The sequence below is a fragment of the Flavobacterium muglaense genome (genome assembly GCF_014305155.1).
GTDB classification, from domain to species: domain Bacteria; phylum Bacteroidota; class Bacteroidia; order Flavobacteriales; family Flavobacteriaceae; genus Flavobacterium; species Flavobacterium muglaense.
The window spans coordinates 19,125-33,872 of the sequence record NZ_JACRUK010000012.1; the positions used below are offsets into that span (position 1 = coordinate 19,125).

At 33.0% G+C, this 14,748-nt stretch carries 12 protein-coding genes, 1 pseudogene and 1 riboswitch; of the genes and pseudogenes, 11 read left to right on the forward strand and 2 right to left on the reverse strand.

Annotation, left to right across the window (positions count from 1 at the left end; all coding sequences use genetic code 11):
* Window position 1 precedes the first annotated feature (1 nt).
* The 8 genes from H8R24_RS07030 (at window position 2) to H8R24_RS07065 (ending at window position 8,430) form a co-directional block, all read left to right on the forward strand.
* Window positions 2-364, forward strand: coding sequence for a nuclear transport factor 2 family protein (locus tag H8R24_RS07030; RefSeq protein WP_187017897.1), 363 nt, complete (start codon window positions 2-4; stop codon window positions 362-364).
* 85 nt (window positions 365-449) lie between these two features.
* Complete coding sequence (sucD, locus tag H8R24_RS07035; RefSeq protein ID WP_187017896.1) at window positions 450-1,322, forward strand: succinate--CoA ligase subunit alpha; 873 nt, start codon at window positions 450-452, stop codon at window positions 1,320-1,322.
* 87 nt (window positions 1,323-1,409) lie between these two features.
* Entirely contained in the window at window positions 1,410-1,832 is a 423-nt protein-coding gene (locus H8R24_RS07040; protein ID WP_187017895.1) for a hypothetical protein, read from the forward strand.
* Window positions 1,833-1,949: 117 nt separating this feature from the next.
* A riboswitch (SAM-I-IV-variant riboswitch) is annotated at window positions 1,950-2,046 on the forward strand.
* A gap of 58 nt (window positions 2,047-2,104) precedes the next feature.
* Window positions 2,105-3,427, forward strand: a complete 1,323-nt coding sequence (locus H8R24_RS07045; RefSeq protein WP_187017894.1) for a Na+/H+ antiporter NhaC family protein — start codon at window positions 2,105-2,107, stop codon at window positions 3,425-3,427.
* Window positions 3,428-3,614: 187 nt separating this feature from the next.
* Window positions 3,615-4,361: a 3-oxoacyl-[acyl-carrier-protein] reductase gene (gene fabG / locus H8R24_RS07050; RefSeq protein WP_187017893.1), complete on the forward strand. Its 747-nt coding sequence runs from the start codon at window positions 3,615-3,617 to the stop codon at window positions 4,359-4,361.
* Window positions 4,362-4,434: 73 nt separating this feature from the next.
* Window positions 4,435-6,462, forward strand: a complete 2,028-nt coding sequence (locus tag H8R24_RS18280) for a hypothetical protein (RefSeq protein ID WP_262891093.1) — start codon at window positions 4,435-4,437, stop codon at window positions 6,460-6,462.
* 20 nt (window positions 6,463-6,482) lie between these two features.
* Window positions 6,483-7,379 (forward strand): LysR family transcriptional regulator, encoded by an 897-nt coding sequence (locus H8R24_RS07060; RefSeq protein ID WP_187017892.1) that lies wholly within the window; start codon window positions 6,483-6,485, stop codon window positions 7,377-7,379.
* 73 nt (window positions 7,380-7,452) lie between these two features.
* The gene (locus H8R24_RS07065; protein ID WP_187017891.1) at window positions 7,453-8,430 is read left to right on the forward strand and encodes a YeiH family protein; all 978 of its coding nucleotides are present in this window, start codon (window positions 7,453-7,455) and stop codon (window positions 8,428-8,430) included.
* Here the strand turns inward: H8R24_RS07065 and H8R24_RS07070 are convergent.
* A pseudogene (locus H8R24_RS07070) lies at window positions 8,427-9,160 on the reverse strand (YoaK family protein). The gene H8R24_RS07065 and the pseudogene H8R24_RS07070 sit on opposite strands and share 4 nt — an antisense overlap.
* A 96-nt stretch (window positions 9,161-9,256) precedes the next feature.
* On the opposite strand from H8R24_RS07070, the gene H8R24_RS07075 reads away from it, so the two are divergent.
* The gene (locus tag H8R24_RS07075; RefSeq protein WP_187017890.1) at window positions 9,257-10,261 is read left to right on the forward strand and encodes a zinc dependent phospholipase C family protein; all 1,005 of its coding nucleotides are present in this window, start codon (window positions 9,257-9,259) and stop codon (window positions 10,259-10,261) included.
* 60 nt (window positions 10,262-10,321) lie between these two features.
* Here the strand turns inward: H8R24_RS07075 and H8R24_RS07080 are convergent, their stop codons facing one another.
* The gene (locus H8R24_RS07080) at window positions 10,322-12,418 is read right to left on the reverse strand and encodes an LTA synthase family protein (RefSeq protein ID WP_187017889.1); all 2,097 of its coding nucleotides are present in this window, start codon (window positions 12,416-12,418) and stop codon (window positions 10,322-10,324) included.
* 279 nt (window positions 12,419-12,697) lie between these two features.
* On the opposite strand from H8R24_RS07080, the gene H8R24_RS07085 reads away from it, so the two are divergent.
* Together H8R24_RS07085 and H8R24_RS07090 are read left to right on the forward strand one after the other, a co-directional pair.
* Window positions 12,698-13,369: a response regulator transcription factor gene (locus tag H8R24_RS07085; protein WP_187017888.1), complete on the forward strand. Its 672-nt coding sequence runs from the start codon at window positions 12,698-12,700 to the stop codon at window positions 13,367-13,369.
* A complete protein-coding gene (locus tag H8R24_RS07090; protein WP_187017887.1) occupies window positions 13,366-14,745 on the forward strand; it encodes a sensor histidine kinase in 1,380 nt (459 codons plus the stop codon). Before H8R24_RS07085 ends, H8R24_RS07090 begins: the two co-directional genes overlap by 4 nt.
* Window positions 14,746-14,748 lie beyond the last annotated feature (3 nt).

Below are 14,748 nucleotides of genomic sequence, written 5' to 3' on the forward strand. Positions count from 1 at the left end.
TATGTCTGAAAAAGAATTGATTCAAAAGTTTTATAAGTCAGATGCGCTTATTGATAGTAGCATTATGAAAGAATATTTGCATCCGGAGATTATCTTAGATTGGAATAGTAGTAAAGGCTTCGTTCAGCTTAATTACGATTCAGTTGTCAATATATCCGATGAATTAAGTAAAGCATACGTACGTTCGAAAGTAAGAATAAGTCATATTGTATCCGAAAATGATTTTGTAACGGTTCGCTATTCTCATTTTGTAAAAACAATTGAGAACCCTAGAGAAGAGATGTTATTGGCTCATTTTATGGTAATTTGGCAAATAAAAGACAATAAATTATACAGAGGGTATCAAATGAGTCAATTATCCTAATTTATTTTGATAATAAAGGGCCAAAAATAATTTTCAAAACCTTACTTTTGCAAGACAAATTTAAAAATCACATAAAATATATATCATGAGTGTTTTAGTTAATAAAGATTCCAAAATAATTGTTCAAGGATTTACAGGAAGCGAAGGAACTTTCCATGCTTCTCAAATGATTGAATACGGTACTAATGTAGTGGGTGGTGTTACTCCAGGAAAAGGGGGAACAACTCACTTAGATCGTCCAGTTTTTAATACTGTTCAAGATGCTGTTGATCAAGCTGGTGCTGACACAACTATCATTTTTGTACCACCTGCTTTTGCTGCTGATGCAATTATGGAAGCTGCTGATGCAGGAATTAAAGTTATTATTGCAATTACTGAAGGTATTCCAGTTGCTGATATGATCAAAGCTAATGCTTACGTAAAAGAAAGAAATGCTAGATTAATTGGACCTAACTGTCCTGGTATCATTACTCCAGGTGAAGCTAAAGTTGGTATTATGCCAGGTTTTGTTTTCAAAAAAGGTACTGTAGGTATTGTTTCTAAATCAGGAACTTTAACTTATGAAGCTGCTGACCAAGTAGTAAAACAAGGATTAGGAATCACTACTGCTATTGGTATTGGTGGAGACCCAATCATTGGAACAACTACTAAAGAAGCGGTTGAACTATTAATGAATGACCCAGAAACTAAATGTATCGTAATGATAGGTGAAATTGGTGGTCAATTAGAAGCTGATGCTGCTCATTGGATTAAAGCTGATGGTAACCGTAAGCCAGTAGTAGGATTTATAGCGGGAGTTACTGCTCCAGCTGGTCGTACAATGGGTCACGCAGGTGCTATTGTTGGTGGATCTGACGATACTGCAGAAGCTAAGAAACAAATCATGAGAGAGTGTGGAATCCACGTAGTAGATTCTCCTGCTGAGATTGGTAAAAAAGTTAAAGAAGTTATCGGTTAATTGAAAAATTACCAATGAAAACTTTTCATTATAAAGATGCCTCACTTTTTTGTGAGGCATTTTATTTAATATTAATACAATAGAAAGATGTACAAAGAATTAAAAAAGTTTAAAGTAAGCGACAGTTTTACTTTTACAGCAGATGATAGCCTAGAGCAAGTATGTAACGCTTCTGAAGGAAGTGGAGTATTTTTGGTTTATGCAGTTGGAGATGAAAAAGAGTTAATCATGGTAGGTTCTACTGGAACTGTTCAAAACGATGGTTCTTTGAAAATCAAAAATGGTGGCTTAAACGATAAAATTGTGGAAGGGCACCAATTTGCTAAAACTGGAAGAAAATATTCTTGGCCAGCACAAATGTTAAAAGAAAACATCAATACTCTAGAAGTAGTATGGTACGAAACTTTTAGCGCTGATGCTAAAGGAATTCCTACTGCTGTTGAAGGTCAAGTTTTACAAAACTTCCTTGATGAAAACGGAAAACTACCTAGATGGAATGTTGCTTTCTAAGCAATTAACCTTTTTATATTTTATATTTAAAGCTTTACTTCGGTAAGGCTTTTTTGTTTTTAATTCGTAAAATTATACTAACTGTTGTTTTATTAGCATTTTTATAAGTACTTTTGCAGCCGTTATCACGAATCTCTAAATGAGATAGCAACCTGCAACAACGAGCAAGGTGCTAAAACGATAAGCCAAATCCTTTGGAAAAAATGTTGTTTTACATTCCCATAATTTAGCTATCGCAATTCGTTATAATCATTTCATTATAAAATTGATTTATGACAGATTTATTTAAAAAAAAGGGAAACGCTTACGCTTTAATTCCTTTGTTAATTTTTATTTTTACTTTTTTGGGTGCAGGTATATGGCTGGACGATTTTTATGCTTTACCGGCTCCAATAGCTGTAATGTTGGGTATTATAGGAGCTTTTTTGTTGTTTAAAAATTCTACCGAAGAAAAAGTGGCAACTTTGATTGCTGGTTGTGGTGAGAGTAAAATCATGACTATGTGTTTGATTTATCTTTTGGCAGGTGCATTTGCAGTGGTAAGTAAAGCCATGGGTGGAGTAGATGCTGTAGTAAGTCTAGGGATTAATACTATTGATGTCGCTTATTTTCCTTTGGGGATATTTTTAATAGCTGCATTTTTATCTACAGCAACAGGAACATCAGTAGGAGCAATTGTAGCAATTGGGCCTATTGCTGTAAATCTGGCAGCTTCTAGTGGTGCTTCTTTGCCATTGATTGCAGGTGCTTTACTTGGTGGATCCATGTTGGGAGATAATTTATCTATGATTTCTGACACTACCATTGCGGCTACACAATCTTTGGGTTGTGAATTGAAGGATAAGTTTAAGGTCAATTTATTTATCGCTTTTCCAGCGGCACTTATTACCATTTTAGTTTTCTTTTATTTGGGTTTGAACTCAGATATAATCGCTGTGGCGATTCCTAAGACGAGTTTTGAATGGATTGCAATTGTTCCTTATGTATTGGTTATCGTACTTGCACTTGTGGGAGTAGATGTTTTTGCGACTTTGGTTATTGGGACGGTTCTTGCGGGAATAATAGGTTTTTATGGCAATCATTTTACTTTGATGGAATTTGCTCGAAAAATTTATGAAGGGTTTACCAGTATGACTGAAATCTTTTTGCTTTCGATGCTTACAGGTGGTCTGGCAGCAATGGTGGATAAAGCGGGCGGAATTGATTTTTTATTGTACCAAATTAAAAAACGTATAAAAAGTAAAAAATCAGCGCAAGCGGGCATAGGAGCTTTGGTAGGTTTTGCAAATGTTGCTATCGCAAATAATACCGTATCTATTGTGATTACTGGTGGAATTGCAAAGGAGATTAATGATGAGTACAATTTGAGTTCAAAGAAAACAGCGGCAATTCTAGATATTTTCTCTTGCGTTATTCAAGGAATTTTACCTTATGGAGCACAAGTTTTATTGATTTTGAGTTTTGCTAATGGTAAACTAGACTTCATGGATTTGCTTGGAAATGCTTGGTATCATTTATTTTTGTTTATTTTTACCTTGGTTGCTATTTATAGCTCTTTTTGGGATAAATTAGTAAAACGATTCTTGGATATTTAGAATCGGTTCATTTTAGGTACTTATTGAATTTGAAACTTTTTTTAAAAAGGGAATTATTCTATATTTGACAAGTCTAAGGTAGCCCTGATAGCAGCGGAAATCCTTTTATTTTTTTTCTTTAAAAAAATAAAAGATTGAAGTGGATAGCAGGAATAGCTTCAAATAAAAATTAAACTAACTTTTGAATATGAAATTACTAGAAGGAAAAGTGGCAATTATTACTGGCGCAAGTCGTGGAATTGGGAAAGGAATCGCAGAAGTTTTTGCAAAACATGGAGCAAATGTGGCGTTTACGTACAGTTCATCTGTAGAATCGGCATTAGCATTAGAAAATGAATTGAACGCTTTAGGAATTAAAGCGAAAGGATACCAGTCAAACGCTGCCGATTTTAACGAAGCGCAAACGATGGTAGATGCTGTAATTGCTGAATTTGGTACGGTGGATATTTTGATTAATAATGCTGGAATTACTAAGGACAACCTGCTTATGCGTATGTCTGAGGCTGATTTTGACCAAGTAATTGACGTTAATTTAAAGTCGGTTTTTAACATGACTAAGGCAGTTCAAAGAACTTTCTTGAAAAAACGTGCTGGATCTATCATCAACATGAGTAGTGTAGTAGGGGTAAAAGGAAATGCAGGACAAACGAATTATGCTGCGTCTAAGGCTGGAGTTATCGGATTTACAAAATCTGTAGCGCTGGAATTAGGATCTCGTAACATCCGTTGTAATGCAATTGCTCCGGGATTTATTGAAACTGAAATGACTGCAAAATTGAATGATGATGTGGTTCAAGGATGGAGAGATGGGATTCCGTTGAAACGCGGAGGAACTACAGAAGATGTTGCCAATGCGTGTTTATTTTTAGCATCTGACATGAGTGCTTACATTTCAGGACAAGTCTTGAATGTTTGTGGAGGAATGCTTACCTAATATTTAAAAATTTAATGATTGAAAGATGTAAAGATTCTCTAATTTTTTTATTTTTGAATCAAATATAAATCATATGACTTTAAACACCGTACTATTAGTTGTTCTTTCATTATTAGTTGCTGGAGGTTTGTCATTTTTTCAATATATTTACAAGGCCAAAAACAATTCAAAGCTGAATTTGTTTTTGGCTTTTTTGCGTTTTTTATCCGTATTCGGAATTTTACTGTTGTTGATCAATCCTGTAGTTACAAGGAATACTTTAGAAATAGAAAAACCACCTTTGCCAATTGTGATTGATAATTCTAGTTCGATCGTAGCGCTTAAAGCAAAAGATAAAACGCAAGAATTGTATGCAGCCTTAACATCAAATGCTGACTTGCAGCAAAAATTTGAAATTGAATCGTATCGATTTGATACGGAATTTCAATCAGATACTCAATTTGATTTTACAGGCAAACAAACCAATCTTGATGCCATAGCCAAGAATTTAAAAAGCATTCACAAAAATGTTGTTTTTCCTACTGTGATTATTACTGACGGAAATCAAACTACAGGAAACGATTATGTGTATAGTTTTGCCAACAATAATAAAGTTTTCCCGATTGCTGTAGGGGATACAACGAAAGTTTTGGATTTTAAAATCACGCAGCTGAATGTCAACAAATATGCATTTTACAAAAATAAGTTTCCTGTAGAAGTTTTTTTTCAATATTCAGGAGATAAAAATGCTCTTGCCGATTTTACAATATCTCAAGGGAATACGGTTTTAAGTAAAAAGGCCATTTCTTTTTCTAAGGCAAAAAATACAGCAGTTGCAACAGTATTGCTTACGGCTGATAAGATAGGATCTCAGGTTTTTTCAGCTCGACTTTCGTCCAGAGAAAAAGAGGTTAATACCTATAATAATACCAAGAAATTTGCTGTAGAAGTTATTGATCAAAAGACTAATATTGCAATAATAACGGCTATTAACCACCCTGATATAGCAGCATTAAAACGTGCAATAGAGTCTAATTCTCAGCGTCAAGTGACCATATTTAATCCCAATAAGATCAATTCATTAAGCGATTATAATGTTTTAATTCTATACCAACCAAATGGTAGTTTTAAAAAGATATTTGACGAGAATAAAATAGCTGGTATTAATAGTTTTATCATTACAGGAACACATACTGATTTTGCTTTTTTAAATCAACAACAAAATAATTTAGATTTCAAAATGAGTAGTCAAAAAGAAGATTATTTGGCTGGTTTTAATTCTCAGTTTAATCTATTTGCCACTGATGATATTGGTTTTGAAAATTTCCCTCCTCTAGAGAATTCGTATGGAAAAGTCACCGTTAATGGTTCTGTTTCGGTTTTACTAAGTTCGAAAATTAGAAACATTGCTACTAATGCACCTTTATTAGCTTTCGCTGAAAATCAAGGAAAACGTGCTGCTTTTTTAATGGGCGAAAATAGTTGGAAATGGCGTTTGCAATCGCATGTCAATTTGGATTCATTTGATAAATATGATTTGTTCATGGATAAAATCATTCAGTTTTTAGCCTCTAATAATTCTAAGAAATCGTTAGTTGTTAATCATGAAAGTTTTTACAATTCTGGTGAGTCTATAGAAATCACAGCTCAATATTTTAATAAAAATTATGAGTTTGACGAAAAAGCGCGTTTGACAATAGCGCTGATGAATACCAAAACAAAGCAAACAAAGAATTACGATTTATTAAAAAGTAACACGGCTTACAAAGTAAATCTAGATGGATTAGCAGCCGGAAATTATACTTTTAAAGTAACCGAGCTGAATTCAAAAACGGCTTATGCAGGTCATTTTGAAATTTTGGATTTTGATATCGAGAAACAATTTGTCAATCCTGATGTTGATAAATTAAAGGAATTAGCCCTAAATACGAAGGGGGAATTATTTTATTCGGACCAAATAGCCGTTTTAATAAAAACTTTATTAGCCGATGAAACTTATAAATCCATTCAGAAAAATAAGGTTATTCGTACCGCATTAATAGATTGGTATTGGTTATTGGTTTTGATTGCTATTTTCCTTTCAACAGAATGGTTTGTCCGTAAGTACAACGGTTTGCTGTAATTTAATACTAATTATGAATTATGGATTTTAGACTTAAAGTATTTTATACAGTGGCCAATCGATTGAGTTTTACTAAAGCTGCAACCGAATTATTTATTACACAGCCGGCAGTTTCAAAACACATTCAGGAATTAGAAGAAACGTATAAAATTAAGCTTTTTGATCGTTTTGGAAATAAAATTGCTTTGACTAATGCAGGATCGATATTATTAACACATACTAATAAAATTTTTGAAGTATATCGAGAAATTGATTTTGATATGAGTTCGCTTATCAATCAGCAACGTGGTTTGTTACGAATAGGTGCAAGCACAACCATTTCACATTATATTATTCCACCATTGCTAGCGCGTTTTCATCAAAAACTGAAAGATGTGAAGGTGAATTTAAAAAATGGCAACACAGAGCAAATAGAAAATGCGCTTTTAAATAAAGAGATTGAAATAGGTATTGTTGAGGGACAGTCAAAAAATAAAGCGATCAAATACAGTCCATTTTTGAAAGATGAGCTCGTATTAGTTTGTAATGCTAGTAATCCTTTGATTTCTCAAAAAGAACTAACCAAAAAGGAGTTACTACAAATGCGCTTCTTGATGCGCGAGCAAGGCTCTGGAACACTAGAAGTTATAGAATATGCATTAAAACCATTGGATATAAATCTATCACACCTTCAAATTGAAATGGAGCTGGGGAGTACAGAGAGTATTAAATCGTATTTGATTAATTCCAATTGCGTGGCTTTCATATCCATTCACGCCATCGAAAAAGAATTAAAAAATCAAGAATTAGTGATCTTAGACATTGATAACTTAGTGATCGAAAGGTTTTTTTACATTATTAGTTTGCAAGGTAAAACAGATCCTCTTTCGGACTTGTTTGTCAAAACTATCGCAAATCAATATAACTTCAAGTTATAGCAGATTGTTTATTACGATTGGTTAGTATGTTTTTATTGCATCACCTTTGCAGTATAAAAACCGATGCCAAACTATGGAAGATACGCCCATTAAAACTACTAGCCATTCATTATTTTCTTTGGAGATGGCGAAAAGAAAGCAGCAAATTATTTTTATTCTGTTAGCATTTGTTTGTTTATCTGGCTATGTGTCAACACCTATTGCGCTTTTATTAGGATTGGTGGTAGCTAATTTGTCTGGGAATCCATTTTTACATTTAAATCACCGAGCGACTTCTATATTATTGCAGTTTTCAGTTGTGGGATTAGGTTTTGGAATGAATATCAACAGTGCTTTGGCTGCAGGAAAATCCGGATTTTTATTTACCGTAAGTTCGATTTTTGGTACGTTGATTTTTGGGTACTTTGTTGGAAAATGGTTCAAAATTGAAAAGAAAACAGCACATTTAATTTCTTGTGGTACCGCTATTTGTGGAGGGAGTGCTATTGCGGCCATTAGCCCAATTATAAAATCGGATGAAAATCAAACTTCCGTGGCTTTAGGAGTAATTTTTATATTAAATTCAGTCGCTTTATTTGTTTTCCCAATGGTAGGACATGGGCTTCATCTGTCGCAACAAGAATTTGGTTTATGGTGTGCTATTGCTATACACGATACTAGTTCAGTCGTAGGTGCAGCCAATAAGTACGGTCCTGAAGCTCTGCAAATAGCCACGACTGTCAAACTGGCTCGAGCTTTATGGATTATTCCCATTGCTGCACTTAGTTCGATCTTATTTAAAAGTAAGGAAATGAAAATAAAGATTCCTTATTTTATAGCCTTCTTTATTTTGATCGTGCTTTTGAACACCTTTGTTCCAACTGCGAGTATTGTTGCTCCTGCGATAGTTTCTGTTGCCAAGATAGGATTGACACTTACATTGTTTCTAATTGGTGCAGGTTTAAATTGGAAGGTATTAAAAACTGTTGGCGTTTTACCATTATTGCAAGGTGTTGTACTATGGGTATTTATAGCGTTAGCTAGTTTAAGCGCGATTATTTATGTGTATTAATGCTGCTTTAAATTTCGCCTTTTTAAAATAAAAAATTGCAAGCGAATGTAGTCGTATAGTAATGCGATCATTAAAAAAAAAGCACCAACAAATACAGTTTTGATTTGGTAATAAGTATAAAGGTAACCGCCAGAAATACAACCTATAAAGAAAAAAGAAATGATCGATAACCGTAAAGAAATACTAGCATGTAGATGTTTTTTTTCGTTTGGTTTTTTGTAGAAAAATAGTTGGGATAATTCTATGCCTAAATCAGTAAAAAGCCCTGTTAAGTGTGTAGTTCTTACCGTAGATTGGGATATCTTAGTAACTAATGAATTTTGAATTCCCATTGCAAAAAGCATTGCAAAAGCGATCAATTTTCCTGCTATAGACGATAAATCTGCTTGAGTACCGTAAACACCTATCAACAGTAGAATAAGTATTTCCAATGAAATGGGAATTAGATGCATTAATTTGGGGTATCGAAGAGCAACTAGTTCAGATAGAAAATTGGAAGTAAATGCACCCATTAGAAAAAAAGGGTGAAAATAAAAAAAGTAACTGCAGCAGCGTAATTGTGTTTAATTAATTCTTCGGCAAAAAAGGCAAAATGCCCAGTTACATTTGTAGTTAATGTTTTTACTGCTAAAACTCCTGAAATATTAACGATTCCGGCAACAAATGAAAGTAAAGTTGCCAAACGTAAATTATGTGTAAATGTTCTATTTTTCCCTTGATGCCGAAACATGATTAATTACGCTTTATAAATTGATATTTTCTTAAACTCATAATTTTTTAATTGTACAAAAATAAAATACATTTGTAACTCACATAAATAAATGTAATGAAAAATATCAAGTTTAAGCCTACAGTATTGACAATAACTGCAATTGTTGTTTGTTTTATTACGGTCTCATGGGGAATTGTAGGACATGAAAGAATTAACAAAGCGGCAGTAATGGCGTTGCCTAAACCGATGCAGTCATTTTTTTATAATCATATTGATTTTATCACACAAGAATCTACCGTTCCTGATTTGAGAAAATACATTTTACAAGATAAAGCCGAGGGGCCACGTCATTATTTTGATATGGAAAATTTTGGTGCAGTAGATAGTTTTCCTAAAACGATGACAGAAGCAAAGAAGAAGTATGATGATAAATTTTTATCAAAAAACGGAACATTACCTTGGTATATCCAAGACATGATGGCCAAGCTGACACAAGCTTTTAAAGACAAAAGAAAATCAGAAATCTTGTTTATTTCGGCTGAATTAGGTCATTATATTGCAGATGCACACATGCCTTTACATACATCCGATAACCATGATGGTCAACTAACAGATCAAAAAGGAATCCATTCTTTATGGGAAAGTAGGTTGCCTGAGTTATTTGTAAAAGAGTACAAGTTTACAGTTGCACCAGCTCATTATTATGAGAATGTAGAAAAAGCAACTTGGGATATGATTATGGATACACACCGTTTAGTTCCAGCATTATTAGCAGCTGATAAAGGATTAAGAACATCTTTACCTGTTAATCAGATTTTTGTAACAGATGCTGAAGGAAATGTAGTTAAAAACAAATACAACAGCGCAAAGTATACTGATGAATATGCAGGTCAATTTCACAAGGCTTTAAACGGAATGGTTGAAAGCCAAATGAAGAAAGCTGTTACTGCTACCGCTAGTTATTGGTACACTGCATGGGTTAATGCTGGCAAACCAGATTTAAGTAATCTAGATGCTGCCTCTTTAACTAAGCGTAATGCGAAAAACTTGAAGAAAGACAGTAAACTATTTGTTAAAGGAGATTTATTTGGAATTGAAAGTGATAAAGACGCTGAATAATTAGTTTTGAAAAACAATAAAAAGCCTGTGAAATTTCACAGGCTTTTTATTGTTTTATAATTAATTTTTTTGATATTTTTTCTTCTTTAACATGTCCGAAGCAGTTTGATAGAAGGAAATGGTTTCATTCACTAAATCAGTTCGTTCTTTTGCTAGCGGTTTTTCATCGTAATATATTTGAAAATTATCTGCTATACCAGGCTTTGGTAATAACGTCAATTGATATTGTTTGAATGATTGTTTAGGTGAAATTATGGTCAAAACATCATCTTTAATCAAACCTAAATCTTGGTAAGTTGCAATTAATGCTCTTGGTTTGTAATCTGGTTTTAGAACATCTTGTCCAAAGAACTTAGATTGATAATTAAAGTTCAGTAGTCCAAATACAGTAGGCATAATATCTATTTGAGACATTAATTTATTGTATTGTTGTGGTTGAATAAATCCAGGACTGTAAATCATTGCAGGAATGCGGTATTTGTCTAATGGCAATTCTGTTTTTCCAGCACTTGAAGCACAGTGGTCAGCAAGAATTACAAAAACAGTATTGGCAAACCACGGCTGTTTTTTGGCCATTTCGAAGAATTTTTTCATAGCAAAATCAGTGTATTTTACACCACCATCACGAGACTTTGCATCGCCAGGAATATCAATTTTATCATTTGGATACGTAAATGGTCTATGATTACTTACCGTCATAATATGATTAAAGAATGGTTTGTTTTCTTTTGCTTCAGCGTTCATAACCTTTATCGCTTTGTTGTACATGTCCTCGTCGCAAACCCCCCACACATTAGAAAATGTAATTTCTTCTGGTTTAAAGGTTTTTTTATCAACGATATCATAGCCATTTCCTGAGAAAAAATCTTCCATATTATCAAAAAACGCATCACCACCATACAAGTACTTTACGTTGTAGCCTTTTTGTCTAAAAACACTACCTGTTGTAAATTTGTTTTTGTTATCTTTTCTTTTTACCACACTTTCGCCAGCAGTAGGGGGTAAGCACAAAGTCACGGCTTCTAATCCACGAACGGTTCTATTTCCAGAAGCATAAAAATTAGTAAACAGCAAACTTTCCTTTGCCAAGCTATCTAGAAACGGAGTGATTTTTTTATCGCTTCCGTAGACTTCCATGAAGTCAGCACTATAGCTTTCGATAGTAATTAAAACTACATTTTTATGCATTTCGGCTGCCGCTCCTTTAATATCTCTTAAAGTAGATTGAGTTGCAATACCAGGAATTTGTTGGTTTAATTGGGCGTACGCTTCTTGCTCTGGCAGTGTTTTGTAGAATTTGAAGTAATCCAATTCACTATTCATGAAAGCCAAATAAAACTTATACATTCCGTTAGATTGTAGTTCATTAGCAAAAATATTTTGAGAATTTTCAGCTGTTGCTAATGCTGGAACAGCTACTAATGAAAATGCGAATAAAGCAAAATACAAAACTGATATTTTGATTTTTTCTGCAAAAGTAGGAATGTTTACAATGTAGTTTTTTGAACGCTTTACAATGAAATAGGTTACTATTCCCGCAATTAAAAACAAGCCAGAAAATAATGGGACAACAGGATAGGACTCCATAATATTTCCTATTACTTCATTGGTGTAAACCAGATAATTAACCGCGATAAAATTATATTTCACACCAAATTCATTCCAAAAGAAGTACTCGCTAATGGCGTTTTGCAAAATCAAAACAACAAAGAGAAACATAACAAAACTAAACAACCAAAATCTAATTTTATCACGCTGTTTGGGTAAGAAAAGGAACAGTCCAAAAAGTATAGTTTTTAATCCTACAAAGGCCAAACCTATTTCAGGTAATGCCCCGCCATACTCGTGAAGAATCGATTTACCCGATAGAATATACAATAAAATAGCAATGAAAAAGCCCAAAATGATGTATCCGTATGGTTTCAGGTATTTAGTATTCGAAATAAAAATTAAATACAGCCATAAAAATCCAGAGGCTAAAACAAACACAAAAATATCAGAGATTAATCCTAAAGAAAATATTTTGATTGCGTCGATTATTTTAAACGATGACTGTGTAATCGGATGAAAAAGCAATACAATTCGCAACACGAAACTTACTAGTACATAAAAAATAATAAGATTGTAAAAAGGAGATAATTTTTTTAAAAAAGTCATATTTGAATAATTTTAGGCAAAAATATACAATTTAGTACATATAATAGGTCTAGTCAGCACACTATTGCATTCTTAATTTTAGCTTAAGAATAGTTTCGATTAGTAACATCTATTTTATTTTTAAGTTAAATTTGTCCAACTACAATTATAGAACGTTATTATTTAAATAGTAAGGTCAATTGATTTGTATTTTGAACCCTGTATCAAAGAAGTGATGGACTAGCAGCCAATATTGCTTCGTTTGGGTTTAAGTTTGAAGTACAATAAAATTACTTAGAAATGCATATTTTACTAGTGGAAGACGAGTTAGGTATTATCCAGTTTTTAAAGCAAGGACTGGAAGAGGAGGGATATACTATCACAACAGCAACGGATGGTGTTGAAGGTTTTGAACTCATTCAGAATACTAGTTTTGATTTGATTTTACTAGATTGGATGTTGCCAAAAATGAGTGGTATCGATTTATGTAAAGCTATTAGGATAACAGATAGTAAAGTTCCCATACTTTTTTTAACGGCCAAAGATACTGTGCAAGAAACCGTTGAAGGTTTAAAAGCTGGAGCCAATGATTATATAAAAAAACCATTTAGCTTTGAAGAATTGGTAGAACGCATTAAAATTCATTTTAGAAATCAAATTTTAGAAGATATCCTAACTCTTGGGACTATAGCAATTAATAAAACGAAGCACTATGTAACGGTTGATAAAGCGCCTGTTTCATTAACACAACGAGAATTTGAGTTGTTGTATTATCTCATTAAAAACAAAGGTAAAGTGTGTACTCGAAATCAAATTATTGAAGACGTATGGGACATTCATTTTGAATACGATACGGGTGTTATTGATGTTTTTATTAATGGAATACGTAAAAAATTAAATCTAAAAATAGAGGAAGACTATATTAAAACCGTACGTGGTGTAGGATACATTGCTAATGAGCATGAAGGATGAAAAAATTTTCGTTTAAAAATAGAATAGCTTCTAACTATATTTTTACCACTGGATTATTAATCTGTGTGGTGTTTTTTGCAATCTATACTATTGTCAAATTTAGTGTTTACAACCATGTGAATACGGATATTGCAAAGGAGGTGCAAAACCACCTTAACGAAATCGAAATTAAAAACAACGCTTTTTTTCTGATCCATATGGAAGAATGGATGGAGCGTGAGCACAATACCGTCGATGTAAATCCCGTTTTTATTCAGTTTCTAAACAATAAGAATGAAGTAGTTGAAAAATCTCCCAACTTAAAGAAACAGTTTTTACATTTTAATAAAGATGTAGAGAACAACGAACTGTTTGATACCACCATTCTGAAAAACAAAATCAGACAAATTCAAGTTCCTATTTACGATAAAAAAGAAGTAATTGGATATTTAGTAATAGCTATGTCACTAGAAGACGCTTCTATGGTACTACATAACTTATCTGAAATACTGATAATCGCTTTTCCTTTAATTCTGATAATTTTGTTTTTAATAGCTCGTTTTATAGCTGGACGAAGCATAAAACCCATTAGCGCTATCATAGAAACTTCTAATATTATTACCAAGGATAATTTGAAGTCGCGCATTCCATTACCTGCTAAGAAAGACGAGTTGTATATTTTATCTCAAACGATAAATAATCTTTTAAACCGAATAGAAACAGCAGTTGAGAGGGAAAAACAGTTTACCTCTGATGCATCACATGAACTTCGAACACCACTTACTGTTATTAAAGGAACACTTGAAGTTTTAATACGAAAACCTCGTAATAACGAAGAATATCAAGAAAAAATTAATTATTGTATCACAGAGGTGAATCGTTTAAATACGATTGTAGATCAATTGCTTTTGCTGGCCCGATATGAAAATAACAATCAATCTTTGAAAATTGAAAAGATATCATTGAACACAATTATAATGGAGACACTTTCAAGTTATGCGACACTTATTGATGATAAAAATATGCAAATTAATACGCAATTGCTAGCAGCGTCTTATATTAATAACGACCGTTATTTGGTTGCCATAATTATAAACAATTTGATTTCAAATGCAGTTAAATACTCTAGATCGAAGGATCAACTTACCGTTATTGTAAAGGAAGTCAATGGTCAAGTTATTTGTGAAATTAATGATACAGGAATTGGAATTCCCACCGAAGATTTAAAAAAAATATTCAATCCTTTCTTTCGTTCGCAATCTATTGATCAACTTGATATCAAAGGAAATGGTCTAGGTCTTTCTATCGTGAGCCGTTTGTGTGAATTATTAAAGATTGAAATCTCTGTTTCAAGTCAATTAAATGAAGGAACACAAGTAAAACTTCATTTTAATTAAGCA

What these genes read in the sequence shown, in the direction of transcription:
- H8R24_RS07060 (WP_187017892.1), top strand. Translation starts at nt 6,483, where the DNA reads ATGGATTTTAGACTTAAAGTATTTTATACAGTGGCCAATCGATTGAGT.
- H8R24_RS07030 (WP_187017897.1), top strand. Translation starts at nt 2, where the DNA reads ATGTCTGAAAAAGAATTGATTCAAAAGTTTTATAAGTCAGATGCGCTT.
- H8R24_RS18280 (WP_262891093.1), top strand. Translation starts at nt 4,435, where the DNA reads ATGACTTTAAACACCGTACTATTAGTTGTTCTTTCATTATTAGTTGCT.
- H8R24_RS07090 (WP_187017887.1), top strand. Translation starts at nt 13,366, where the DNA reads ATGAAAAAATTTTCGTTTAAAAATAGAATAGCTTCTAACTATATTTTT.
- sucD (WP_187017896.1), top strand. Translation starts at nt 450, where the DNA reads ATGAGTGTTTTAGTTAATAAAGATTCCAAAATAATTGTTCAAGGATTT.
- fabG (WP_187017893.1), top strand. Translation starts at nt 3,615, where the DNA reads ATGAAATTACTAGAAGGAAAAGTGGCAATTATTACTGGCGCAAGTCGT.
- H8R24_RS07065 (WP_187017891.1), top strand. Translation starts at nt 7,453, where the DNA reads ATGGAAGATACGCCCATTAAAACTACTAGCCATTCATTATTTTCTTTG.
- H8R24_RS07075 (WP_187017890.1), top strand. Translation starts at nt 9,257, where the DNA reads ATGAAAAATATCAAGTTTAAGCCTACAGTATTGACAATAACTGCAATT.
- H8R24_RS07045 (WP_187017894.1), top strand. Translation starts at nt 2,105, where the DNA reads ATGACAGATTTATTTAAAAAAAAGGGAAACGCTTACGCTTTAATTCCT.
- H8R24_RS07040 (WP_187017895.1), top strand. Translation starts at nt 1,410, where the DNA reads ATGTACAAAGAATTAAAAAAGTTTAAAGTAAGCGACAGTTTTACTTTT.
- H8R24_RS07080 (WP_187017889.1), bottom strand. Translation starts at nt 12,418, where the DNA reads ATGACTTTTTTAAAAAAATTATCTCCTTTTTACAATCTTATTATTTTT.
- H8R24_RS07085 (WP_187017888.1), top strand. Translation starts at nt 12,698, where the DNA reads ATGCATATTTTACTAGTGGAAGACGAGTTAGGTATTATCCAGTTTTTA.